Origin of the sequence: Candidatus Kryptonium thompsonii (genome assembly GCF_001535985.1) — a bacterium.
Lineage (GTDB): Bacteria > Bacteroidota > Ignavibacteria > Kryptoniales > Kryptoniaceae > Kryptonium > Kryptonium thompsonii.
Map to the genome: position 1 here is coordinate 1 of NZ_CZVS01000029.1, position 24,340 is coordinate 24,340.

General features: G+C 37.8%; 17 protein-coding genes and 1 tRNA gene. 10 read left to right on the forward strand and 8 right to left on the reverse strand.

Going from position 1 to position 24,340, the window contains the following annotated elements:
* Positions 1-125: 125 nt before the first annotated feature.
* Positions 126-944 carry a diaminopimelate epimerase gene (gene dapF, locus AWW78_RS05065; RefSeq protein WP_047134449.1) on the reverse strand — a complete coding sequence of 273 codons (819 nt, stop codon included), beginning with the start codon at positions 942-944 and terminating at the stop codon, positions 126-128.
* 121 nt (positions 945-1,065) lie between these two features.
* Here dapF and AWW78_RS05070 point away from each other — a divergent pair.
* From AWW78_RS05070 to ltaE, 6 genes are all read left to right on the forward strand, one after another.
* A tRNA-Leu gene (locus tag AWW78_RS05070) sits at positions 1,066-1,148 on the forward strand.
* Positions 1,149-1,185: 37 nt separating this feature from the next.
* Positions 1,186-2,433 (forward strand): trigger factor, encoded by a 1,248-nt coding sequence (gene tig, locus AWW78_RS05075; RefSeq protein ID WP_047134450.1) that lies wholly within the window; start codon positions 1,186-1,188, stop codon positions 2,431-2,433.
* 46 nt (positions 2,434-2,479) lie between these two features.
* Positions 2,480-3,103 (forward strand): ATP-dependent Clp endopeptidase proteolytic subunit ClpP, encoded by a 624-nt coding sequence (gene clpP, locus AWW78_RS05080; RefSeq protein ID WP_047134451.1) that lies wholly within the window; start codon positions 2,480-2,482, stop codon positions 3,101-3,103.
* A 6-nt stretch (positions 3,104-3,109) separates the two neighbouring features.
* Positions 3,110-4,396, forward strand: a complete 1,287-nt coding sequence (clpX, locus tag AWW78_RS05085; protein ID WP_047134452.1) for an ATP-dependent Clp protease ATP-binding subunit ClpX — start codon at positions 3,110-3,112, stop codon at positions 4,394-4,396.
* 108 nt (positions 4,397-4,504) lie between these two features.
* Complete coding sequence (locus AWW78_RS05090; RefSeq protein ID WP_047134453.1) at positions 4,505-6,172, forward strand: formate--tetrahydrofolate ligase; 1,668 nt, start codon at positions 4,505-4,507, stop codon at positions 6,170-6,172.
* 67 nt (positions 6,173-6,239) lie between these two features.
* Positions 6,240-7,274: a low-specificity L-threonine aldolase gene (gene ltaE / locus AWW78_RS05095; RefSeq protein ID WP_047134454.1), complete on the forward strand. Its 1,035-nt coding sequence runs from the start codon at positions 6,240-6,242 to the stop codon at positions 7,272-7,274.
* A 12-nt stretch (positions 7,275-7,286) separates the two neighbouring features.
* Here the strand turns inward: ltaE and AWW78_RS05100 are convergent, their stop codons facing one another.
* A complete protein-coding gene (locus tag AWW78_RS05100; RefSeq protein ID WP_075435626.1) occupies positions 7,287-9,170 on the reverse strand; it encodes a family 10 glycosylhydrolase in 1,884 nt (627 codons plus the stop codon).
* Between the two features lie 14 nt (positions 9,171-9,184).
* Complete coding sequence (locus AWW78_RS05105) at positions 9,185-11,326, reverse strand: M20/M25/M40 family metallo-hydrolase (protein WP_047134456.1); 2,142 nt, start codon at positions 11,324-11,326, stop codon at positions 9,185-9,187.
* Between the two features lie 120 nt (positions 11,327-11,446).
* Between AWW78_RS05105 and AWW78_RS05110 the strand changes: the two genes are divergently transcribed.
* Complete coding sequence (locus AWW78_RS05110; protein ID WP_047134457.1) at positions 11,447-12,928, forward strand: pyridoxal phosphate-dependent decarboxylase family protein; 1,482 nt, start codon at positions 11,447-11,449, stop codon at positions 12,926-12,928.
* 2 nt (positions 12,929-12,930) lie between these two features.
* Here the strand turns inward: AWW78_RS05110 and AWW78_RS05115 are convergent, their stop codons facing one another.
* The 5 genes from AWW78_RS05115 to AWW78_RS05135 are packed head-to-tail and all read right to left on the reverse strand — an operon-like array spanning position 12,931 to position 17,910.
* Positions 12,931-13,713 (reverse strand): dienelactone hydrolase family protein, encoded by a 783-nt coding sequence (locus AWW78_RS05115; protein WP_047134458.1) that lies wholly within the window; start codon positions 13,711-13,713, stop codon positions 12,931-12,933.
* 15 nt (positions 13,714-13,728) lie between these two features.
* Positions 13,729-15,360, reverse strand: coding sequence for a cyclic nucleotide-binding domain-containing protein (locus AWW78_RS05120; protein WP_047134459.1), 1,632 nt, complete (start codon positions 15,358-15,360; stop codon positions 13,729-13,731).
* Positions 15,357-16,598, reverse strand: a complete 1,242-nt coding sequence (locus AWW78_RS05125; protein WP_075426130.1) for a nickel-dependent lactate racemase family protein — start codon at positions 16,596-16,598, stop codon at positions 15,357-15,359. The genes AWW78_RS05120 and AWW78_RS05125 overlap by 4 nt, the downstream gene beginning before the upstream one ends.
* A gap of 8 nt (positions 16,599-16,606) precedes the next feature.
* Positions 16,607-17,356, reverse strand: a complete 750-nt coding sequence (larB, locus tag AWW78_RS05130; protein ID WP_047134461.1) for a nickel pincer cofactor biosynthesis protein LarB — start codon at positions 17,354-17,356, stop codon at positions 16,607-16,609.
* A 5-nt stretch (positions 17,357-17,361) separates the two neighbouring features.
* Positions 17,362-17,910 carry a DUF5683 domain-containing protein gene (locus tag AWW78_RS05135; protein WP_047134462.1) on the reverse strand — a complete coding sequence of 183 codons (549 nt, stop codon included), beginning with the start codon at positions 17,908-17,910 and terminating at the stop codon, positions 17,362-17,364.
* A gap of 245 nt (positions 17,911-18,155) precedes the next feature.
* Here AWW78_RS05135 and AWW78_RS05140 point away from each other — a divergent pair, with 245 nt between their 5' ends.
* From AWW78_RS05140 to AWW78_RS05150, 3 genes are all read left to right on the forward strand, one after another.
* Positions 18,156-20,096: a PEGA domain-containing protein gene (locus AWW78_RS05140; protein WP_075426131.1), complete on the forward strand. Its 1,941-nt coding sequence runs from the start codon at positions 18,156-18,158 to the stop codon at positions 20,094-20,096.
* Positions 20,097-20,150: 54 nt separating this feature from the next.
* On the forward strand, positions 20,151-20,984 hold the full coding sequence (locus AWW78_RS05145; protein WP_047134463.1) for a triple tyrosine motif-containing protein: 834 nt from the start codon (positions 20,151-20,153) through the stop codon (positions 20,982-20,984).
* Positions 20,985-21,069: 85 nt separating this feature from the next.
* Positions 21,070-24,340, forward strand: a 3,271-nt coding sequence (locus AWW78_RS05150; protein WP_075426132.1) for an FG-GAP-like repeat-containing protein, incomplete at its 3' end; no start/stop codon positions are given.

Here is a 24,340-nt window from a genome sequence, read left to right on the forward strand (position 1 = left end):
TTTTTGCTCTTTTTAACTCTTCAGCGTCAGGGTAATCTTGCACAATGAATACAACATTGTCAAGTTTTTGTTTTATCTCGTCCGGGAGATTTTCAATTGTTTCTTCGATTATTTTTTCGAATTCCTCAGGAGTCATAGTTTAAATATCCTTGGCAGATAAGTTTTGCGCTTCCCTCAAGGTAGATAAATTTAGGTTTTTGGGCGTCCCATCCGACTGTTAAAATTTCACCGCTTGAAGTTTTCACCTTGACGGGAATTTTTATATTTCTTTTTTCTACTGAGGCGATGACGCTCGCCACGGAGCCAGTTCCGCAGGCGAGCGTTTCTCCTTCAACACCGCGCTCATATGTTCTCATTCTGATCGTGTCTTCTGCGATAATTGAAACGAAGTTTACATTTGTTCCATGCTTGAATCGGGGATGGAAGCGCAGTTTCTTGCCGAGGTTATTTATATTGATCTTTTCAATGTTTTTTATTCCGTTTTCATCTGTGAAAACTACAAGATGTGGTGCGCCTGAGTCAACGAAATGAGCCTTGAAAAATTTTTTATCAAGTTTGAGTTTTAAATTAAATTCTCTTTTGCGAGGGTTTGGCAAGTACAATTTAACTTTTTCATCGTCAATTATCTCGGCGAAGTATAATTTTTTGTTCGCTTCAAATTTCATTTTTTCTTTCGCTATGCCTAACATATATGCAAGTTTTGCGACGCATCTTCCGCCGTTTCCGCACATTCCGCCAAAGCTTCCGTCGGAGTTGTAGTAAACCATTTTGAAGTCGGCGGTTTCACTTTTTTCAATTAGAATTATACCATCTGCGCCCACACCAAAGTGTCTATCGCAAACCCACCTGGCAAGTTCAACTGGATTTTTTATTTTTCCATCGCGATTGTCAAACATTATGAAGTCGTTTCCCGCGCCGGTCATTTTGAAGAACTCGATTCTCATTCAAAAATTGGCAATTTGTTTTGTTGCTTGTGAATTGAATTTAAAAAATCCCCAAAATTTTCACAATTTTGAACTTTACTTAAAAAAGCGTTATATTTTTCAAGCGAAATTAAGTTCTTTTGGGCACGTGGCGGAATTGGTAGACGCGCTGGACTTAGGATCCAGTGGGTAACCCCCGTGGGGGTTCGAATCCCCCCGTGCCCACTGAAAATTTATTAAAAATAAATAGAGAGCAACACTGGTGGAACTCAATATCAACAAACTGAGCCAAACCGAACAAGAGGCAGAGATAAAACTAACTTGGGATGAACTTGCACCTTACTTTGAGGAGGCGTACAAGAAATTTCAGGCTGAGGCTGAGATCAAAGGCTTCAGGAAAGGGAAGGCACCGCTTGAATTAATAAAAAGACAATTCGGGGAACAAATTGAATACGATGCGCTTGATGATATTGTAAATGATGTTTATCAGAATCTCGTTAGGGATAAAAAAATTGAGGTGATTGGAACACCTGAACTTGTTGATGTTGATTATAAACGAGGTGAGTCGTTGACATTTAAAATAAAATATGAGATTTTACCTGAGGTTGAAATTTCAAACTATAGCAATTTGCAAGTTGAGAAGATAGTTCATACTGTCGATGATAAAGAGGTTGAAGATGAAATTAGACGGTTGCTAATTGCAAATGCGACCTATGAGGAAGCAAATGAGGTGCAGGGTGAACTTTATCGAGTGACGGTTGACCTTCAAGGGGTTGATCAGAATAATTTACCGGTGCTTGGGAGGAGAAGTGAGGATGTCGTAATTGATCTTGACGATGAATCGGTTGTTGAAAGTTTAAGGCAGAGGCTTTTAAAAGCGAGGAAAGATGATGAGTTTATAATCGAGCTCACAGTTGACAATAAACCTGAAAAGGTGAGAGTTAATGTTAAAAAGATAGAAAAGAAAATTTTGCCGGATTTGAATGATGAGTTTGCTTCAAAAATTACAGGTGGCAAGGTTAACACTGTTGAAGGGTTGAGGAATTATCTTAAAGAGGAGCTTCAGAAATGGTGGAATGAGTATAGCGAGATCAGGTTTTATGATTCAATAGTTTCTGAGCTTGTCAGGACGAATGATTTCACCGTCCCGGAAAGTTTGATTGAGGATTTCATTCAGAGTATGCTCGATGAGGAAAGGAGCAAATATCCGGATGGTAAATTACCACAAAATTTTGATGAGCAATTTTTCAGACAGAAAAAAAGAGCAGATGCTATTTTTAACGCCAAATGGTATATTATAAAAAACAGGATCGCACAAGTTGAGGGAATCAATGTGACGGATGAGGATTTTGAAAAGCTGGCTGAGGAAGATTCAGCCGAGATTGGAATTGAAAAGGACAAACTCATTTCGTTTTATAAAAGGTCGGAGCATATAAAAGAGAAGATATTGAATAGAAAAGTTTTGCAATTTTTGAAAGATAAAGTCAAGGTTGTTGAAAAATTTGTTTAATGTTTAATTTAAACGGAGATGTAAAAACAAAATTGATTGACCGGTTATGAGCACCAAGATTTATGATCAACTTGTTCCAATTGTTGTTGAGCAGACAAGCAGGGGTGAGAGAGCGTATGATATTTTCTCACGACTTTTAAAGGAAAGAATTGTTTTCATAGGGACACCTATCGACGATACAGTTGCAAGTTTGGTGATCGCCCAGTTGCTTTTCCTTGAGTCGGAGGATCCGGATAAGGATATTTACCTTTACATAAATAGTCCGGGTGGCGTAATTTCAGCGGGGCTTGCGATTTATGATACGATGCAGTATATAAAACCAGATGTTGCAACGATTTGCATTGGTATGGCTGCGAGCATGGCTGCTGTTATACTTGCTGGCGGTGCAAAAGGTAAAAGAACTGCTCTTCCAAATTCAAGAATTATGATCCATCAGCCATGGGGTGGAGTTCAAGGAACAGCTGCGGATATAAGAATCCAAGCAGAGGAAATTTTGAGGATGAAAAAAAAGATAAATGAGATACTGGCAAAGCACACCGGAAGACCGATTGAACAAATAGAAAAAGATACAGATCGTGATTACTACATGTCTGCTGAGGAGGCGAAGGAATATGGTATAATTGATCAGATACTTGTGAAAAGGGAAATCCCATCAACAAAAAAGAGGTAAAGGTAGATGCCAGAAAAACCGGAGTTTAGGGTAAAGCCATCTTGTTCATTTTGCGGTAGAAGTGTTGACGAGGTTGGAAATATGATCGCTGGACCAGATGTTTACATTTGTGATATTTGTGTGAGTGAGTCGGTTGATATTTTAAGAAACAATATGTCCGCTTACTCATCTCGTAGTAGAAGTAGCAAGATACCGCTTACACCGGTTGCCATAAAGAAGGCTCTTGATGAATATGTGGTTGGACAGGAAAGGGCGAAGAAAATTTTATCCGTTGCGGTTTATAATCATTACAAAAGGATTGAAAATAATCTCGAGTCAAACGACCATGTGAAAAATTTGATTGATAATGTTGAGATAGAAAAAAGCAACATACTTTTGATAGGTCCAACTGGCACTGGTAAAACGCTCCTTGCTCAAACGCTCGCAAAAATTCTTGATGTTCCATTTGCAATTGCTGATGCTACAACTCTTACAGAAGCTGGTTATGTTGGCGATGATGTTGAAACTATACTCCTTTATCTTTTGCAAAATGCGAATTATGATGTTGCAAGGGCTGAGCGTGGTATAGTTTACATTGATGAGATAGATAAAATTGCAAGGAAAACAAGCAGTCCTTCGATAACTCGTGATGTTTCAGGTGAAGGTGTTCAACAGGCGCTTTTAAAAATTCTCGAGGGCACAATCGCTGGTGTTCCACCCAAAGGAGGGCGGAAACATCCTGAGCAAAGTTTGATCTACATCAACACAAAGAATATACTTTTCATCTGTGGAGGAGCTTTTGAAGGACTTGAAAAAATCATCGCAAATAGAGTAAATAGAAATTCAATTGGTTTTACAGCCGAAATCCGAGGTGATAAGAATGAAATGATAGATGAACTTTTACCGTTGGTTGAACCAGAAGATCTTTTAAAATTCGGATTTATCCCTGAATTTATAGGTCGTCTTCCTGTGATAGCAACGCTTCATTCGCTATCTAAGGATGCTTTGATAAAAATTTTAACTGAGCCGAAAAATGCAATTGTAAAGCAATATAAGAAATTGTTTGAGTATGACGGGGTTGAGCTTGAATTTGAACCCGATGCGCTTGAAGCTGTCGCTGAACTTGCACTAAAGCGTGGCACTGGGGCTCGTGGTTTGAGAGCGATAATTGAAGAAATTATGCTTGATATAATGTTTGAGTTACCTTCTAAACTTAAAGAACAGCCGATTTCAAAGTGTATAATTACAAAAGAGACAATTTATGAAAGGGCTGAACCTATTTTTGTTTATAACGAGCAGAGACTTTCAGCGTAGCTTTATAAATCAAAAAAGCACCTGTTCATGTTTTAACAGAGTTTAAAAATTCAAATCCCGACCAAAAGTCGGGATTTTTTTATTTAAAAATAAAAGTGCGGTGAAAAAATGACGCCAAATTCAATCGCAGTTGAGGAAAAAGTTAAACCACTCCACATCAAGCACATAATGGAACAAATCGGATTAACCGACGATGATTTTGAGTATTATGGGAAATTTACAGGGAAGATTCGACTTGAAGTAATGGAAAAACTGAAGGATAAGCCTGATGGTAAGTTGATAATTGTTACTGCGATAACTCCAACCCCTTCGGGCGAGGGTAAAACCTTAACATCAATCGGTTTAAGTCAGGCTTTAAACAAAATTGGTAAAAAATCAATCGTTACCCTACGTGAGCCGTCGCTTGGACCTATTTTTGGAATTAAAGGTGGAGCTACAGGTGGTGGAAAGTCACAAGTTATCCCATCGGAACTTATTAACCTTCATTTCAATGGCGATATCCATGCGGTTGCCTCAGCTCATAATCTACTTGCAGCTTTAATCGATGCTCACATTCACCATGGAAACGAGTTGAGGATTGATGTCAACAACATCACTTGGGAAAGGACAATTGATATGAATGATAGGGCTTTGCGTCATATTGTGATAGGTCTCGGTGGCAAAGTAAACGGCGTCCCACGGGAATCCGGATTTGTGATCACCGCTGCATCCGAGACTATGGCAATTCTATGTATGGCAAGTTCAAGGATGGACTTAAAACGAAGACTGTGTGAGATTGTAATTGGCTATGATCTTGATGGAAAACCTGTGAGAGCGAGGGATTTAAAAGCATGCGGAGCAATGATGGTTTTACTTAACGAAGCGATAATGCCAAACCTTGTGCAGACTACAGAACATACTCCAGCAATCATTCATGGTGGACCGTTTGCAAATATAGCTCATGGGACCAACAGTGTTATAGCAGATAAAATCGCACTTAAACTTGCTGATTATGTTGTCGTTGAAACTGGGTTTGGTTCTGATCTTGGAGCTGAGAAATTTTTTGACATAGTTTCTCAAATTCACCGCCTTAAGCCGGACGCTGCGGTCATAGTTGTTTCGGCTAAAGCGATAAGATATCATGGTGGGATAAAATCCAAAGACGATTTCACAGTTGAGAAGTTTAAAAAGGGACTCGAAAATCTTGAGTTCCACGTAAAAAATGTCCGCAAGTTTGGTGTTCCTGCTGTTGTTTCAATAAATAAGTTTGAAACGGATTTGGAAGTTGAGATTGATTTGATCAAAGAAAAATGCGCTGAGCTTGGGGTTGAGTGTTCCGTTACAGAGTTCTTTACAAAAGGTGGAGAAGGTGGTATTGAATTAGCTGAAAAGATTGTCAAAATAACTGAAACAACTCCTTCTGATTTTAAGCCCCTTTATAGGTTATCCGTTCCGTTAATTGAGAAAATAAAGCTTATCGCAACTGAAATTTATGGTGCTGATGATGTTTATATTGAAAGGAAAGCGATGAGGAAGCTTGAGAAATACATAGAGCATGGGTATGATCATCTTCCGGTTTGTATTGCGAAGACACCAAACTCAATAAGTGATAATCCGAAGCTTGTCGGTGTTCCAAAAGGATGGACTTTAACGGTAACCGATGCTCGTTTGTTTGCAGGGGCTGGTTTTGTCGTTGCAATTTGCGGTGATATAATGCTTATGCCGGGGCTTTCAAAAAATCCGGCTGCATTTAACATGGATGTTGATGAATATGGGAACATAATTGGGTTGTTTTAAAATTAAACGGGGGCGAAATCTCGCCCCCTGTGAGTTTTATATTTAAAAACTAAATAGGATTTGAAAGATGCAAAAATATATTGACTTGAGAAGTGACACTGTTACGAAACCATCACCGGAGATGAGAAAGTTTATGATGGAAGCAGAGGTTGGGGATGATGTCTTTGGTGAGGACCCAACTGTTAATAAACTTCAAGAAATGGTTGCTGAACTACTTGGGAAGGAATCCGCTCTTTTTGTGCCAAGCGGTGTTATGGGGAATCAAACCGCGATAAAAGCTCACACCGAACCCGGCGATGAGGTGATCGTTGAAGCCGAATCACATATAATGAATTATGAGACAGCAGCTCCATCGATGCTTTCGGGGGTTCAACTTTACCCAATTCAAGGTAAATATGGTGTTATAACTGTTGACCAAATAAAGAAGGCTGTGAGACCAAAAGCATATTATATGCCAAGGACACGGCTTATTTGCCTTGAAAATACGCACAATCGTGCTGGCGGAACGATTTATCCTATTGATGAGATAAAGAAAATTCGGGAGTTTGCGCTTGAAAATGGAATTAAAATGCATCTTGACGGTGCTCGCTTATGGAATGCCTGCGTTGCAACTGGTATAAGTCCGAAGGAATATGCACAGTATTTTGATTCTGTGCTTGTTTGCCTTTCCAAAGGTCTTGGTGCGCCAGTTGGCTCCGTCGTTGCTGGCGATAGGGAGTTTATTGAAAAGGTCAGGAGATATAGAAAAATTTTTGGCGGTGGGATGAGACAGGTTGGAATTTTAGCGGCAGCTGGGATTTATGCAATTGAACATAACATTGATAGATTGAAAGAAGATCATCAAAAGGCGAGATTTTTCGCTGAGGAAATTTCAAAGTTAAAAGTTTTTGATATAAATCTGGAAACTGTTCAGACTAATATCGTCATAATAGGCGTTGAAAAGACAGGCAAGACACCCGATGAAATTTTAAAAATGCTCAAAGATAACGGCGTTCTGTTAAGTTCAGGAAGTTATATGAAAATTCGTGCGGTCACTCATCTTGATGTCTCAATGGAAGATATAAAGCAAGCGGTTGAAATTTTCTATAAACTATTTGGTTGATTTGCCCAGAATTTATTTTAGCAGGATAAGTTTTTTGGAAGCTGTATATACTTCGGGCATTTGCTCAGATTTTATCACGGTTTTAATAAAGTAGATGCCGGAGGCGAATGCTTCCGGCGAAAATGTAAATGTATGTTTCCCGGCGGGGAATTTTCCACTGGCTAAATTAGAAAGATTCTGACCCAACACATTGTAAATATCGACTTTTAAAAATGAATCAAACGGTAGTGAAATGCTTATATTTGTCGTTGAATTAAAAGGGTTGGGATAGACATTTATTTCAAAGTTTTTGGGTATGAGTTCACTTTTTCCATCTTTTATTGAAGTTATAAGTGGTGTCAACCGTCGGTTTAAAATCAACATCACTGCGTCAGCTGTCATAAACCCGGGCGTGTTTAAGTTTTCGCTTGTTATCTTCAATATTTTCTTCCTGCCTTTCTTAAAATAGAAATCACCAATTTTATACCACCCATCATAGATGTATTGATTAGTTTGATCAACTGTAAATTTTCTTTCTACACCTGATGAGTCATAGACATAGTAAACCGCATTTTTTGAAGTCGAACGAACTACGAAAGCATAAAGCTCATAATAAGCATCTTCTGGAATATCGGCATAGTATTCTATCCATTCGGAATTTGATTGTGTCGCAAGATATCTATTGCCCCAATGGGTGTAAGCAGATTGATTCACCCAACCGTTAGAGTAAAAAACATTGTTTGTATCGGCGTCGTCAACTATGATTGCTGGAATTCTCCAATTTTCGGGTCTATCTGGGACAGGTACTTTTGTGTTAAGTAGTGTTTTTAATGAGTCTAAGTGATCAGAAAGCGAGCCATAATACCAAACAACGAAGCCCTTCAAGTTCTGTTGTCTCACATATTGGATCATCTTTAAAAACTCTGATGTAGGCACATTTTGACTGCTAATCCCGAATAGGATTTTATTTTTATCTCTAACTTTGCCAAAGATGTTAACACATTCTCCGATAAATTGACTTGCTGTATTTCTATAGTTCATCGGCTCAACATAATCAAGCCAGCCGTTGTTGATCCAAGTCACCCAATCTTGAAGTTTTTCAGATTTTGCCCAATCTGGGCTGACCCCAACTGCGTTTGTAAGCCTCATATCACTCCGATAAAATTTTACGGAATCATAAACAGCCTTTGCGAATTGATTTAATTTTTGAATTCGCCAATTTTTCCATTCAGAATTATTGTAATCATACGGTGGTGGGGTTTCGTTATGTTCTTGTTTGTAAATTTCAACTGTTACGCTGTCATATCCGCAATTTGGGTCAGGATACCGAATCCTGTCAAGCTCAAATCCGTCAAGGTCATATTTTTTTACCATCTCAAGGATCAGTTGAATCAAAAAATTTTGAACATTTGGATTGGCGTGCGCCATCCAATAGAAACTTTGCGTTATCTGATCCTCTGAAGAGCCAGCATCCGTTCCATCATTTCTTTTAGCGAGCCACTCCGGATGAGCATCAAAAATTTTACCCTTCCCACTATTTCCCGGCAAATATCCGCCCCAACCTCCGATAAATCCGTATTCAAACCATGCGTAAACTTCAAGTCCAGCTCTGTGCGCTTCTGCGATCATCTCTTGAAGTAAATCTCTATCCCCAAGTTGTGGATCGGTGTAAAGTCCTGTTTCTCTATAAAAAACTTCACTCTTAAAAAGTGGATAACCTCTTGCCCAAACAAGAACATAGACCGCGTTAAAATTATTCTTAGCTATGCTATCCATGTCCGCTGCAATTTTCGGCTTCGTCTTATAAGCATTACCATCTCTCGGAACATACCACACACCCCTGTGCTCAGAGTTTTGGGAAAAGAGGTTAAACGTTAAAATTAATGAAGCGAGAAGGAATTTAATTTTTGTCGTCATTGTTTGATTTAAGTTTATTTTAAAAATCCGTAAAGATTTCTGCCAAAAATTTTTTGAATCTTTTTGATGTCCCATCCTTTATCGCGCAAGTTTGATATCAAAACTTTTGATTCTTGAGGTGGTAAATTTACGAATACTTTTTCTGGTTTGATAAAATCAAGCATTGAAATAAATTTTTCGCGATTGGTGAAAGTGTAGAAAAACATTTCTTTATCCACAACTGTGTCGGGATCAAAAACGATGGATGTTTTCTTGAAATTAAAACTTTGTTTTATGTTTCCTTTGAGCACTGGAGTTATGTCAAGGTAAAAATCATTTACGATGTCAACAACGCTGTTAACATTTTCAATTTTAGTTTGCTCATCAAAAACAATAAGTTTTAATCCCGACTTTGATAAAATCGGCAAAGATTGTGTCAAATTTGAGAAGGTTTCGGCTTTGGCTGAGAAAATTATGTTCAAGACATCTGGGGATGTGATGAAATCAGACTTATTTGAAACGATATTAAAAAATCTGTAATCTCGCGTCGCCAATGAATCAACCAAGTAAATTGCTCTGAAGATATCGTTGATGTTTTTTGAGTTGAGTTCAAGGATGACAGTTTCAATGCCATCACTTTTGCATGTTCTCCAAAGGTTGTAAAGCCAATCCTTGGTTAGAGAATCTGGGCTAAGTTGGATGTAAAGCGCGGTTTGTGCATTGCTGTAAATATAGTCAACATATCTATCTTTTTTCTTTAGGCTTTGAGGATAGTTGGCAAGTCCAAGGATCACATCGTATGCTGTATTTCCAACTTCGCCGAGGACAAAGGGTTGAATTTTATCGTTTGTGTCATCGGTTCGGTGATATTCTGGATGTTGACCCGCGGATATAAAAAAGAAAGCGGGAATTCCACGCTCTTGAAATGGATAATGGTCTGAATTTGCACCCGCGCGGAATTTGCCGAGATTTTTAAGTTTATTTTCCGGGAAGAACTCCTTGATTATTTCCCACATCTTTGGAAAATTTTCTGTTCCAGCAATGTTTATATTTCCATTTCCGCGTCCAACCATGTCAAAGTTAAACATTGCTACAATGTTTTCTTCAGGTACTGGAAGATGTGAAGCGAAGAATTTTGAGCCAAGTAAACCTTGTTCTTCTGCGGCGAATAGGGCGAAGATTATTGAGCGTTTTGGTTTCTCATTATTTGCCATCATGCTTCGTGCAAGTTCCATAACAAGGCATGTTCCTGAGGCATTATCATCAGCCCCTGGATACATAAATCCCTCTGCGTCAACCCCGGTATGATCCATATGCGCCCCAACGACTATATATTCATCTTTTAAGTTTTCATCGCTTCCGGGTATTAATCCGACGACATTTCTCGTCCATCCATCAAGTTTTTCTACTTTCGTTTCTATTTCGAAGATTTTGTCAATTTCGAAAGATTTCGTTTTAAAGTTGATTTCACTTCTCAAAGCGTCAAAACTTATCCCGGTATTGTAAAAGATATCATCAACAATTTTTCTTCCGACCCATAATGCGGGCAATTCAGGTGTGTAATATTCCTCTGGGATTGCCCCACCTCTTATTGGTCTGTCACCTTGAACATAGAAAACTGCTGATGCTCCTTTTTCAAAAGCTTTTCGGATTTTATATCCCCTTGAGCCCTCAACTTCAAATTTCTCCTCTTCATCGCTTGGTGTTCCAGCAAGTATAAGTGCTATTTTACCTTTGACATCGACATTTTCATAATCATCCCTGCCTTTCTCCGGTGCTGAAATTCCATACCCGACGAAAACAACTTTAGCCTTTACCTTTCCGCTTCCGCTGTTCGTTAAGATTGTGAAATCATCTCCAAGGGAATATCGTGTTTTACCTTTTCTGCCGTTTAACAATGTTAACTTAGTAACTTTATCTTGAGTTGCAAGGATTTTAAAGTTTTGAAAATATGTCCCGTTATCTCCAAATGGTTTTAGTCCAAATTCTTTAAATTTTTCTGCTATCCATTCGCTCGCTCTTTCACCGCCTGGCGTTCCAGATTTACGCCCTTGAAATTTTTCAGAAGTTAGGATTTTGTTGAAGTTCCATGCAGAGATCGAGTCGAATTTAAGTTGGGGGTATACAAGGTTTAAACTGAAAATTAAAAGCAGGATAAAGTAAACAAATTTTCGCATCGTGATATTCGATTTGTTTGTTTTCACAAAGATAATCACAAAGAACTCAATAGTTCAAGTTAAGTTTTCAAAAAATTTGTTATATTTTTAAAAAGCAAAAACAAAATATCGAAATTGAAAATGGAGACATTATTCACATATTTTCTCGGTCCGAAAGGAGAAAATACAGAGCTTTTCAAAAAGCTCATCAATTTGGCGATTGAATGGAACAAGAAGTGGCGTGAGGATTTTTTTGATGACGAGACAATTTATCCTGAAAATTTTTTTGAATCTGAAATTTACAAAGTTGAATCTGAAAAACTTGAGAAAATTTTTGATGAATTTTTAAAACGATTTGAAAAAAATCTTCCGTATTTTCATCCTCGGTATTCTGCGCAGATGCTCAAAGACCCATCAATTCCAGCGCTTCTTGCTTATTTCGTAACTATGCTTACGAATCCGAACAATCACGCGTATGAAGGTGGTCCTGTGACGACTGAGATGGAGATGGAAGTTGTTGATGATCTTTTAAATCTCGTCGGTTTTAAAGAGGGGTGGGGGCATTTGACAAGTGGTGGATCGCTTGCAAATCTTGAAGCTTTGTGGGCGGTGAGGGATTTTAGAAAAGATGGAATCGCTGTCTTTTCGAAAGGTTCGCATTATTCATGGAGAAGAATTTGCTCAATTTTAAAAGTTGATTTTGTTGAGATTGATGTGGATGAAAATTATAGAATTGATTTGAATCAACTTGAGGATGTCCTGAAGAAAAATAATGTGATGTTTGTGATGGCAAATTTTGGGACGACAGGAGTTGGCGCTGTCGATCCCGTAATGGAGATTTTAAAATTAAAAGAAAAATACGGTTTTCACCTTCACATTGATGCGGCTTATGGTGGTTATATGCGAACATTGATAATTGATGAACAGGGAAAGATAATTGATTTTTCAAACGTCGAAGCCCCATTGAAAAAATTTGTTTACGACAATCTCATTGCAGTATCCGAGTCTGATTCGCTAACGATAGATCCGCACAAGCATGGGCTTGTGATGTATGGGGCTGGTGGTGTTTTATATAAAGATGAAAATTTAAGGCAGGTGATACTTAACACATCACCTTACACATATCACAAGAAGGATAAACCTAACATTGGGATGTTTCAGCTTGAGGGTTCAAGGCCTGGGGCATCCGCTGGAGCTGTATGGCTTACGCATAAAGTTATCCCACTTAATAAAAATGGGTTTGGAAAAATTTTAACGCAAACTTTGAAATCGGCAAATTACCTTTATGAGAAAATAAATAATCTTCAAGGGTTTTCGCCGTTAACGCAACCCGACCTTGATATATTTTGTTTTTATAAGCATAACGGAAGTTTCAAATTGAGCGAGATAAACGAAAATACGCTTAAAATTTACAACCGACTTTCAATTGAAAATTCAGCTCCAAAATTTATACTTTCAAAATTTGTTGTTGATAGCTCAACCGCTAAAAGAATCAACCCGAAGTTTGAAATTGACGATGAATCGCTCGTGTCGCTTCGCTCTGTTTTCATAAAGCATTGGAATGCTATAAGTGAGAGGGTGAACTATATTGATTTGTTGGTAAATGAACTATTTCAGGATTGATGTCATTTTTTAGCTAAGTTCTTTTTGAAAAATTTATCGATTAAATCCCATGCGTTTTTAGTTGATATCTCATCGTAGTTGTTTTTATTGTTTGGGTTCATGAAGGCGTGGTTAACATCTGAATAGATTTTAACCTCTATCTTTTTCCCTAGTTTTTTCATCTTTTCTTCAAATTTTTTCACCGTTTCAGGTGGGATTCCTCTGTCTTTTTCAGCAAATATCCCAAGGATTGGTGCGTTAATTTTTTCAAGTTGTTTCTCATCTTCAACGAGGCGACCATAGCAGATGACCCCAGCTGAAAAGTCGGGAATTTCGATCAAACTTCTCAGAGCAAACCCACCGCCCATGCACCAACCAATTATTCCAATTTTATCAGGTAGAACATCCTCCCTTGATTTCAGGTATTCAACGGCTGATTTGATGTCTCTTATGACAACATCCGCAGATAGCGATTGCATATATGTTCGCGCTTCCTCTGGAGTTTTGGCAAGTTTTCCGCGGTAAAGATCAACAGCTATGGCTACATATCCATTGCCTGCAAACCTTACTGCGTTTTCCTTCTCCCAGTCCGTTAAACCCCACCATTCATGAATTAACACTATTGCGGGAAACTTACCTTCAATTTTTGGAACAGCCAAAAATGCAGAGATATCCTCATCACCGCTCTTTAATTTTATCGTTTGTATTCCAACGCTTAGTTTCTTCTCCTGAGTGAATGCGAGAATTGTAAAGATAATTGATAAAATCATCGCTATGATCAACAGGAAAAAAATTTTATCCAACATTGTTTTCCCATTGTTTTATTTTTGTTGAACTATTGGGAGTTGAAGAGTTATAGTTGTTCCTTTGCCGAGTTCACTTTCAACAAAGATTTCTCCTTTATGTTCAGTCACAATTTTTTTAACTATTGCCATTCCAAGTCCTGTGCCATGTTTTTTGCCATATGTGACGAATGGTTCAAATAGTTTCTTCTTCACTTCTTCAGGCATCCCTTTCCCTGTGTCTGTAAATTGCATAAAAAATGAATCGTTTTCTCGCCATGTTTTTATAATAAATTTTCCGCCTTCTGGCATAGCATCTCTTGAATTGTGAGCAATGTTAAAGACAACCCGTGTCATTTTATCAACATCGATTTCAACCTCGCCGTCAAATTCAATTTGTTTTTCAATTTCAATTTTATTTTTCTTGAAGTCCTCATTGAGGAAAGCAATTACTCCATCAATGAAATCCCCAAGATTTATCTTCGAAAACTCTATACTTGTCACTCCGCGTGAAAAGTCAAGAATTTCTTGGGTCATGTTAACGAGTCGGTCGATTTGCTTTATAACCTCATCGACAAGTTTTATAGCTTCGCTCTCTCCAATTTTTTTCCTTAAAACTTGAGCGTATGCTTTTATCGTCGTCATCGGATTTTTTATATCGTGGATGATTGAGCTTGCCATTTTTCCAACTATGGCAAGTCGTTCGTTATTTACAAGCTCTTGTGCCATCTTTGCGTTTTGAATTGCAATTGATGCATGAATGGAAAGGGCATTCAGCATTTCTTCATCTTTCTTCGTGAAGAAACTATCTTTTTTATTTATCAATTGAAAAACACCAACTATTTTATCGCTTTTATCCTTTATGGGCATACACAATATCGTTCTAGTCTTATACCCAGTTTTCAGGTCAATCTCTGGATTAAATCTTGGATCTTGGTAAGCGTCTTTAATATTCACTGTTTCCCCAGTTTGGGCTACATACCCAGCGATACCTTTTCCTATAGGTAATCGAATCTCGGTGAGTTCATTCCCTTCGAGAACTTTTGACCAAATTTCACCTTTTAGTTCATCGACGAGATAAACTGTTCCTCTATCGGCATTTGTAATTTCAAGGGCGATTTCAAGTATGATTTTTAGAAGTTCATCAAGGTTTATTGTTGAGTTAACACGCTTTGTTATTTCAATTAGATAATTTAACCTGTTTATTTGCTCAGTGACCTCCTTTTCATATTCGATGAAATCCCTCAAAATCTTTTCGTTTGATAACCTTAATCTCTCGCTTAATATCTTTGCAATGTTGATCAAAATTTGTGGATGGGCGTGGATAAGTTTTTCGAAGTAATCCCCGGGGATTGATAAAATTTCGCAATCTGTTAAAGCCACAACACTTGCCGAGCGAGGGTGTAAGTCTATCAAAGCCATTTCACCGAAGAAATCAGAATCTGTTAGCTCCATTAAAACTTTTCCCGATGAATCAGCGAGCTTTACAACTTTTACTCTCCCCTTTGCGATCAAATAAACTTTATCCCCCGGCTCGCCTTCATGAATGATTATATCCCCTGGTTTGAAAGTTTCAATAAATAAATTTTGGGCGATTTCGTTAATTAAATCTTCGCTGACACCAGCTAATAATTTGTTTTGCTGTAAAAATTTAATGGTTTCTTTCGTCATAAAGCTCCCTGATAAATTGGTAAATAAATTGAAGCGTTAGTTAACACGGCTATTGAGCCGACTAAGTTTTTTAACATATCAAAATTGTCAAGTGTTCTTAATCCCATCATTTCGAGCAAATCATTCTTTAGTTCACACCTCACGATTATATTACAGATTTTTAATTTATTTTGCAACGATAAAGCGGTATGCCCATTCATTGAGTAATTTTCAAGTAAATGTTTTTTCATCTCGCCAGGGTTTTTAAACTTGAACCAATCGAGGAAAGTTTTTGAGCCGATCCCATCTCTGCATTCAATGAACGAAAATAAGTAGCCACCTTCTTTTAAAATGTAATGGGAATGATGGATAGATTTATGCGCTTGAATGAAGTTGACATCCTTTGGGAATCCACCAGCGCTTGAAATCACGACATCAAATTTTTTGTTCACAGGTATTGTGAAAAATTTATTTACAAAGTCTGCACCCGCTTTGTGCGATTGAATTACATCGCCGAAAAATGCACCAACGATTTTGTCAGTCTCATCTAGGACGACACCAAGGTGAACCACTTTAAGCCTACAAAGTTTAAATGCTTCAATTATATCTTCATAAACTGGGTTGCCTTCAAGTTTCAAGTTTGTAGCGTTTGGATTTATATCTCCGTCTTGAGTTAATGTGAGTTTGTGATTTTGAATTGCTGTTTTATATGACGCTACACCCGGGACCAACAGTTTTGCCCCACCGCCAAATCCAGCGAAGTAATGGTGAGTTATGGAACCGATGAGCAAAATTTTATCGGCTTCGGAGACAAGTTTATTTAAAAAAACTTCCGTGCCAAATTTTGTTTTCCCAAAGTAGATGAAGTCATCGCTCCAAGCGTCATTTTCAAAAACTTCAAATTTATCGTAGATTTCGTCGCTTAAAATTTCTCTTTTTTCGTTTTCTGTTTGTTTAGCATGCGTTCCGTTCGCGAATAAAAATTTTATATTGTCGTTTTTGATTCGGGTTAAAATTGATTTCAAAATGAAGTCAACTCGTGATTTCCTGGTTTTATCAGGGACGATTATCAAAACTTTGTCATCTTTTTGTAAAAAATTCTCAAGCTTTTGTGAGTCAATGGGGTTATCTAATGCGGTGTTTAGAATTTCGAGCTCGTCTTGGTCTGGTGGTTTTAGCTTTGGTGTTAAAATTTCAGCGTGTTCGGGGAGTTCAATTTCTAATTCAGTTTTTCCATACTTTAATTTAACTTTTTTCATCACGGTTTTCATTTTCTATTCATAAGTGTTGCTGCAAAGGCTGCACCGAAACCATTGTCGATGTTTACCACAACGACCCCTGGGGCGCAGGTGTTAAGCATCGTGAGGAGCGGAGCTAAACCGTTGAAGTTCGCGCCGTATCCGACTGAGGTTGGAACTGCGATGACCGGAACCCCAACAAGTCCGCCTACGACGCTTGGCAAAGCCCCCTCCATTCCAGCAACTACAATTATCACGCTTGCACTTTTTAATTTATCAAGATTTGAAAGCAAACGATGTATCCCCGCAACCCCAACATCATATAGAAGTTCAACTTCATTTCCGAGGAGTTCAGCTGTAACTTTTGCTTCTTCAGCGACGGGCAAATCCGCAGTCCCAGCGGTTATGATCAAGATTTTTCCTTTTTTATCGTCTTTTTTTATTTCACCTCGGGCGACGGTTATAGTTCTTGCAAGTTCATTATACTTTGCGTCTTTTGCAATTTTTTTTACTGCGTTGAAATGTTCTGGATTTGCCCTTGTCGCAAGGAGAAAATTTGATTTTTCAAGGATTCGCTTTGCAATTTCCTTAACTTGTTCCGGTGTCTTCCATTGGCAAAGTATGACCTCAGGGAAATTGTGTTTTAACGTTCTATGATGGTCGACATGTGCAAATTCAATATTCTCAAAGGGGAACCATCGAAGTTCATTTATAAATTCATCGACATCGATTTTTCCAGTTTTGTAATCGTTTAAAAGTTTTTCTATCTTTTCGCGCATAAGTTTTAAAAGTTAAGTTTTACCGTAAGCATAATTTCTTTGTTTCCGCTTTTAATTTCAAACAATGATTTGTTGTATCCGAATATATCTCCGGCGCCTTTGTCGGATGTAAAGAATAAAACATCAATTATATTTGCAACCCATATCCCAGCAGTTATGCCGAGAAACAAATTCCTTCGTTTATAATCTTTATCAATGTCGGATTTGACGCGAACCATTTCTTGCCAAATTTGTTCTGCTCTTTCCCAATTCATTGTGCTTACATATTGCATCTCAAGGTTTTCAAGTCGTTCATTTCCCCCGACGAGATTATTTTGTGAGACAATTGTTACGACGAGTGAACCAAAGGCTGTCAAAGTGAAGAAAACTCCCTTTATTTTATGTCCAAGGTAAAATTGTCCCGCGCCCGGGATAAAAGTTGAGTAGGTTAAAGCGGTAAGTTTTCTTTTTGAGATAAATTCATCATTTTTCGAAGTTTCGTTGCTTTGGGATTTGAGTTGGGCAAGTAAGAGTGCTGGGATAAGCACGATTAAAGTTAAAGCTCGTTTTATCATAGCGTTTTTTAATTGATTTTATTTTAAGGCTAAGTAAATTTAAAAATTTAAGGGAAGAATTAAAACGAATTGGGGTGTAATGGAGTGGATGTTGAGAAGTTTGGGTGGTGTTAGGGAGGGTTAAGAGGTAGTTTGGGCAAGTTTTAAGGAGCTGTGTCGTGACTTTTGGGGAGGACCCTCTTGACTTTTATTTTTGAGTTTTTTATATTCTTCGTGTAGAGCTAAACATAGAGGGAGGCAATAAAATGAGGCGCGTTATTTTAGTTTTATCGGTCTTATTTTCATTTTTCATTCCACTACTCTCTCAGCAAAGGGACACAACAGAATCTTTGAGGGGAATAGGTTTGAGAACAAAAACTGGCGGGGGTAGTTCATTTTTTAAGAGAAGTTGGGCTTTGATAATAGGTATTAATGAGTATGTTAAAGCAAATAAGTTGAGGTATGCGGTAAATGATGCTGAGGCTATTGCAAATCTTTTGATTAAAAAGTATGGTTTTGGCTCGAAGTATGTTATAAAGCTTTATGATTCCGAGGCTACAAAGGATAACATACTTAAGGCGTTTGAAAGATTGATAAAAGAAACCTTTGAGGATGATAGGGTTTTTGTTTTCTTCGCTGGTCATGGTATAACGATGCCTTTGCCTGAAGGGAAAGAGAGAGGTTATATTCTTCCTGTCGATGCAGACCCGTCCCAGCCTGTTCTAACTGCTATATCAACTGACCAACTAAACGAAATCTCGGAGGCAATTCCTGCGAAGCATTTATATTTTGTTATGGATGCTTGCTACGGTGGTTTGATATTTGCTCGTTCACAGCCTACCGTCTCTGCTGATGCGGTTAGCTTTGTTGAGATCGTTTCAAAAAGAAGAACAAGGCAGGCATTGACGGCGGGTGGCAGAGATCAACCTGTTTTTGACACTGGTCCAGGTGGACATAGTGTTTTCACATTTCATTTTATTAAAGGGCTTGATGAGGGATTTGCTGACCTCGACAAAAATGGTATAATTACAGCGAGTGAGATCGCAAGCTACATACTTCCAAGGGTTACATCTGAATCAAAGGGTCAGCAAACACCGCAATATGGAATACTTGTTGGAGATAGGGGTGGTGAATTTGTTTTCATACCGAGAATGAGGGTATCGATGCTTGAAGTTAAATCGGAGCCAGAGGGAGCGGATATTTATATCAATGGGGAGAAACTTGGTAAGACGCCTTTGGAAGTGGATGTATATGAATTTGGAAAATATAAAGTTGAACTTAAACTTGATGGTTATTTTGATTATATGGGTGAAGTTGAGATTAGTGAAGATTATCACGATTTAAATGTGAAACTTGAAAAGGCTGGTTTTCTTGAAGTTGTAAGCACTCCAACCGGAGCAGATGTTATTTTGAAGGATAAACTCGTAGGGAAAACTCCTCTCTACATTCCAAAGATTAAAAAGGATAAATATGTTATCAAACTTGCTCTTGCGGATTATCAGGATTATTCTCAAGAGGTTGATTTAATTTCGGTTGACAGGGCTAAGGTCGAAGTGAAACTTGAAAAGATGCGTTCGAAGGTAAACTTAGTTGGACTTAGAGGTGATGTTAATGTCTTGATAAAGGGAGAGGGAATTGAGAAAAATATTTCCAGGTTGCCTGCCAAGGAAATCGAACTTGTTTATGGTGAGTATGAAATCAAGTTGAATAAACTTGGTTATCATTCCACAACTCGAAAAATAAAAGTTGATAAGCCTGAAATGGATGTCCCCTTGATAATTGAGCCAAAGTCAAAGTTTACATCTATCCTTCTTTCTGCTTTTCTCCCAGGGGCTGGGCAGATTTATATGGGAAGGGAAGATATTGGGTTGCCTTTAACTGTATCTGAGATATTGGCTGGAGCATTGACTGTTAACTATTTTTCGAAATATTTGGGCTATAAAAAGGAGTATGAAAGATATAGAAATCTTTATCTCTCAGCTGATGATATTAATGAGATGGAGAATTATTATTCGCTTATGACGAAAAATTACGATTCAATGAGGAAATTTAAGAATTACTTTTTCATAGGTTCAGGCGTTGCATCTGCAATATGGTTATTTAATCTCGTTGACGCGATTATTTTCTCGCCAGATAAGGTGTATAGCGAGAGGGCATTTAAATTAGGGATAAGGGGTAATTCGGTAAATGTAAGCATTAATTTTTAAAGATTTTTTACATATAGAGTTGAAGTTGATTTATAAAAAACGATAGAAGTTTTTATGAGGTATCTTTACATTTTCTTGATTGCTCTGGTTTTTATCAGTTGTAATATCGTAACTGAACCACCCCCACCTGAGAGGGAAAATCCAATTGATCCAAAAAGTCCAGTGTTTCAACCGCCGAAAGCTGAAATCATAGATGGACCAAGCAATAATAGCATTGTTACCGAGCATACAGTTACATTCAAGTGGCGTGGGAATCAAGCGGATAGTTTGATGCTTTTTAGTTATAAACTTGACAATCAAAATTGGTCTAATTGGAGCAATGTTAAGGAAGCGACATTTACTTATCTTGATGAAGGAAAACATACATTTATGGTAAAGGCGAAATATATAAATAACATTGAACAGGAAGAGCCTGCGAAAGTTGATTTCACAGTTGATGCTGTTAAGGGACCTGCGCTTATGTTCCGCCCAAGGAAAGTTGAAATCACGGCGGGGCAATATTTTGATGTTGAAATTTTAGTTGAAGAGGCGACAAACTTTGCGGGGCTTAAAACGGTAATTACCTATGATAATCTATTTGATGTTGAATATGTGCAGATTTATAAAGATTCAGTATCTCTTCTTCTTAAAAATGGAGGTAATATCATCGATTTTGTGGCTATAGATAAAACTAATAGAAAAATTGAAATAAATGTTGCTGTTGCTGGGGGAAATCCTGCAGATGTAAATGGAACTGGTCGAATTGGTAGGATAAGGTTTAAAGTTTTATCTGGATCAGGGGAAACAAAGACAATTTCTTTTGATAGTGCAAATTCAATTATGAGAGATAGCGAGAATCGGACAGTTGAGATAAAAGAGCTTGTTCAAGGGATAGTGGTGGTGAGGTAACTCACCCCTTGCCCCTCTCTATAAATAGAGAGGGGAAAAAGGAGAAAAGTGAGTAAAAATGAAAATCAAAAGTTGATGCAAAACTATGAGAAAGTTTTTAATACTTTTTCTTTTGGTTTTCATTAGCTCGTCATTTGCTCAGTTAAATATAGTAACAACAGTTCCATCTCGGAATGCGTTAAATGTAAATAGGGATGTAGTTATTTCTGTGGTGTTTACACAGGATATCGATCCTGCGACGCTTACGAGTTCAAATATACGAGTTTATGGTTCACAGACTGGGCTTTACAGTGCGACGATTTCTTATGATTCCTCTACAAGGACAGTGATGATAGATCCTGTTAAGGATTTTAAGCCTGGGGAGGTAGTAAGTGTAATTTTAACGAGGGGAATAAGGAGCGTGAGTGGTGATTCGATGTTGAGTTCCTATGTTTGGAGTTTTACTGTTAAAGTAGATGATGGAAGTGGGACTTATGCTGCAAAAGTTGATTATGGAGTTGGAAGTCAGCCTTATGGTATATCATTGGGAGATATAGATAATGATGGGGATCTGGATATTGCTGTGGCAAATCAGGTTTCACATACAGTTTCAGTATTAAGGAACAATGGGGATGGGACTTATGCTGCAAAAGTTGATTATGGAGTTGGAAGTCAGCCTTATGGTATATCATTGGGAGATATAGATAATGATGGGGATCTGGATATTGCTGTGGCAAATCAGGTTTCACATACAGTTTCAGTATTAAGGAACAATGGGGATGGGACTTATGCTGCAAAAGTTGATTATGGAGTTGGAAGTCAGCCTTATGGTATATCATTGGGAGATATAGATGGAGATGGAGATTTGGATATTACTGTGGCAAATAATGGTTCAAATACAGTTTCAGTATTAAGGAACAATGGGGATGGAACTTATGCTGCAAAAGTTGATTATGGAGTTGGAATTAATCCTCATGATATATCATTAGGAGACATAGATAATGATGGAGATTTGGATATCGCTGTGATAAATTGGAGTTCAATTACAGTTTCAGTATTAAGGAACAATGGGGATGGAACTTACGCTGCAAAAGTTGATTATGGAGTTGGAAGTGAGCCTAATGATATATCATTAGGGGACATTGATAGTGATGGAGATTTAGATATTGCTGTAACAAATTATTATTCAAATACAGTTTCAGTATTAAGGAACAATGGAGATGGGACTTATGCTGCAAAAGTTGATTATGGAGTTGGAAGTATTCCTCGGGGTATATCATTAGGAGACATAGATAATGATGGGGATTTGGATATTGCCGTGGCAAATTATAATTCAAATACAGTTTCAGTATTAAAGAATCGCAATCGTAGTGCGGATATAGTTTTATCATCAAATTCTTTTTTCTTTGGAGATGTTAAAGTTGATTCAAGTAAGACACTGTATTTAAAAATAAATAATGATGGGATTGATAGCACATTGACAGGTAATTTAAGTTTAGGTTTAGGTTCAGTATTTTCACTTTCAAAGACAAGTTTTTCAATACCAGGATTAGGGGTTGATAGTGTCGGTGTAACATTTAAGCCAACAAGTAAAAGTAGATTTGAAGATTCAGTTATTGTTACAAGTAATGATCTAAATAAACCGAAGTTATATGTAAAGTTAGTTGGTAATGGTGTTGTTGATACACTAAAACCTATAAGTTTCCTTCCGGGTAAAAATGCGTTGAATGTAGATAAGGCAACAAATATTGAAGTTACATTTAGCAAAGATGTTGACCCAACAACTTTGACAAGTTCAACGGTAAAAATCCAGGGTTCGCAGAGTGGTTTGCATCAGACAAATATAAGCTATACTTCGGCTACGAAGACAGCAACGATTGATCCCCTCAAAGATTTTATACAAGGCGAAGTTGTAAGTGTGACTCTTACAAGAGGCATAAGAAGCACAACCGGTGATTCAATGTCGAGTTCTTATACTTGGAGTTTTACTGTGAAGGTGGATGATGGGAGTGGTTCATTTGTTAGGGTAAGAGATATTGGGGTTGGGGATGCTCCACATTCGGTTCACACATCGGATTTGGATGGCGATGGAGATATTGATATTGTGGTTGCAAATCGCGATTTATACACAGTATCAATCCTTCGCAATGATGGTGGTTTAAGTTTTGTTAGGGTAAGCGATATTAGTGTTGGAAGTTGGCCTGTCTCAGTTCACACATCAGATTTAGATGGTGATGGAGATATTGATATTGTGGTTGCAAATTTGTATTCGTACACAGTATCAATCCTTCGTAATGATGGTGGTTTAAGTTTTGTTAGGGTAGGTGATATTGGGGTTGGGAATTTGCCTTCTTCAGTATACACATCAGATTTGGATGGAGATGGCGATGTTGATATTATAGTTGCAAATGCCTCTTCAAACGCAGTATCAATCCTTCGTAATGATGGTGGTTTAAGTTTTGTTAGGATAGGTGATATTGGGGTTGGGAGCGGTTCTTCTTCAGTCCACACATCAGATTTAGATGGCGATGGAGATATTGATATAGTTGCAAATTGGGGTTCAAATACAGTATCAATCCTTCGCAATGATGGTGGTTTAAATTTTGTTAAGGTGAGTGATATTAGTGTTGGAACTAGGCCTTGGTCTGTTCACACATCGGATTTAGATGGTGATAGAGATATTGATATTGTGGTTGCTGGTTCATACACAGCATTAGTACTTCGCAATGATGGTGGTTTAAATTTTATTAGGGTAAGTGATATTAGTGTTGGAGCTAGACCTCGTTCAGTTCACGCATCAGATTTAGATGGCGATGGAGATATTGATATTGTAGTTGCAAATGAGGATTTAAACACGGTGTCAATATTTCGCAATGATGGTAGTTTAAGTTTTGTTAAGGTAAGCGATATTAATGTTGGGAGCGAGCCTTATTCAGTCTACACCTCAGATTTAGATGGTGACGGTGATGTTGATATTGTAGTTGCAAATTGGGGTTCAGACACTATTTCAATCCTTCGCAATAGTAATCGGGGTGCAGATATAAGTTTAGATAAGAAAATTTTATCATTTGGAGATGTTTCAGTTGGTGGGAGGAAAAGTTTGTATTTAAAGATATATAATGATGGTGTGGATAGTGTATTATCAATTTCTTTGCCAAGTGTTAATTTGCCATTTTCTGTTTCAAGGGCGAGTTTAAGTATACCACCGTTAGGTTTGGATAGTGTTGAGGTTGTTTTTTCACCTTCGGTTTCTGGTGAGTTTATAGATTCACTTATGATATTAAGCAATGATCCGAGGGAGCCGAGGTTGGTTGTTAGGTTAGTTGGGTATAGTGGTAATTATGTAAGTGGGGTTATAACTGAGAACACAGTTTGGA

Coding starts and splice junctions, on each gene's coding strand:
- dapF (WP_047134449.1), bottom strand. CDS start 944: ATGAGAATCGAGTTCTTCAAAATGACCGGCGCGGGAAACGACTTCATA.
- clpP (WP_047134451.1), top strand. CDS start 2,480: ATGAGCACCAAGATTTATGATCAACTTGTTCCAATTGTTGTTGAGCAG.
- clpX (WP_047134452.1), top strand. CDS start 3,110: ATGCCAGAAAAACCGGAGTTTAGGGTAAAGCCATCTTGTTCATTTTGC.
- AWW78_RS05090 (WP_047134453.1), top strand. CDS start 4,505: ATGACGCCAAATTCAATCGCAGTTGAGGAAAAAGTTAAACCACTCCAC.
- ltaE (WP_047134454.1), top strand. CDS start 6,240: ATGCAAAAATATATTGACTTGAGAAGTGACACTGTTACGAAACCATCA.
- AWW78_RS05100 (WP_075435626.1), bottom strand. CDS start 9,170: ATGACGACAAAAATTAAATTCCTTCTCGCTTCATTAATTTTAACGTTT.
- AWW78_RS05105 (WP_047134456.1), bottom strand. CDS start 11,326: ATGCGAAAATTTGTTTACTTTATCCTGCTTTTAATTTTCAGTTTAAAC.
- AWW78_RS05110 (WP_047134457.1), top strand. CDS start 11,447: ATGGAGACATTATTCACATATTTTCTCGGTCCGAAAGGAGAAAATACA.
- AWW78_RS05115 (WP_047134458.1), bottom strand. CDS start 13,713: ATGTTGGATAAAATTTTTTTCCTGTTGATCATAGCGATGATTTTATCA.
- AWW78_RS05120 (WP_047134459.1), bottom strand. CDS start 15,360: ATGACGAAAGAAACCATTAAATTTTTACAGCAAAACAAATTATTAGCT.
- AWW78_RS05125 (WP_075426130.1), bottom strand. CDS start 16,598: ATGAAAAAAGTTAAATTAAAGTATGGAAAAACTGAATTAGAAATTGAA.
- larB (WP_047134461.1), bottom strand. CDS start 17,356: ATGCGCGAAAAGATAGAAAAACTTTTAAACGATTACAAAACTGGAAAA.
- AWW78_RS05135 (WP_047134462.1), bottom strand. CDS start 17,910: ATGATAAAACGAGCTTTAACTTTAATCGTGCTTATCCCAGCACTCTTA.
- AWW78_RS05140 (WP_075426131.1), top strand. CDS start 18,156: ATGAGGCGCGTTATTTTAGTTTTATCGGTCTTATTTTCATTTTTCATT.
- AWW78_RS05145 (WP_047134463.1), top strand. CDS start 20,151: ATGAGGTATCTTTACATTTTCTTGATTGCTCTGGTTTTTATCAGTTGT.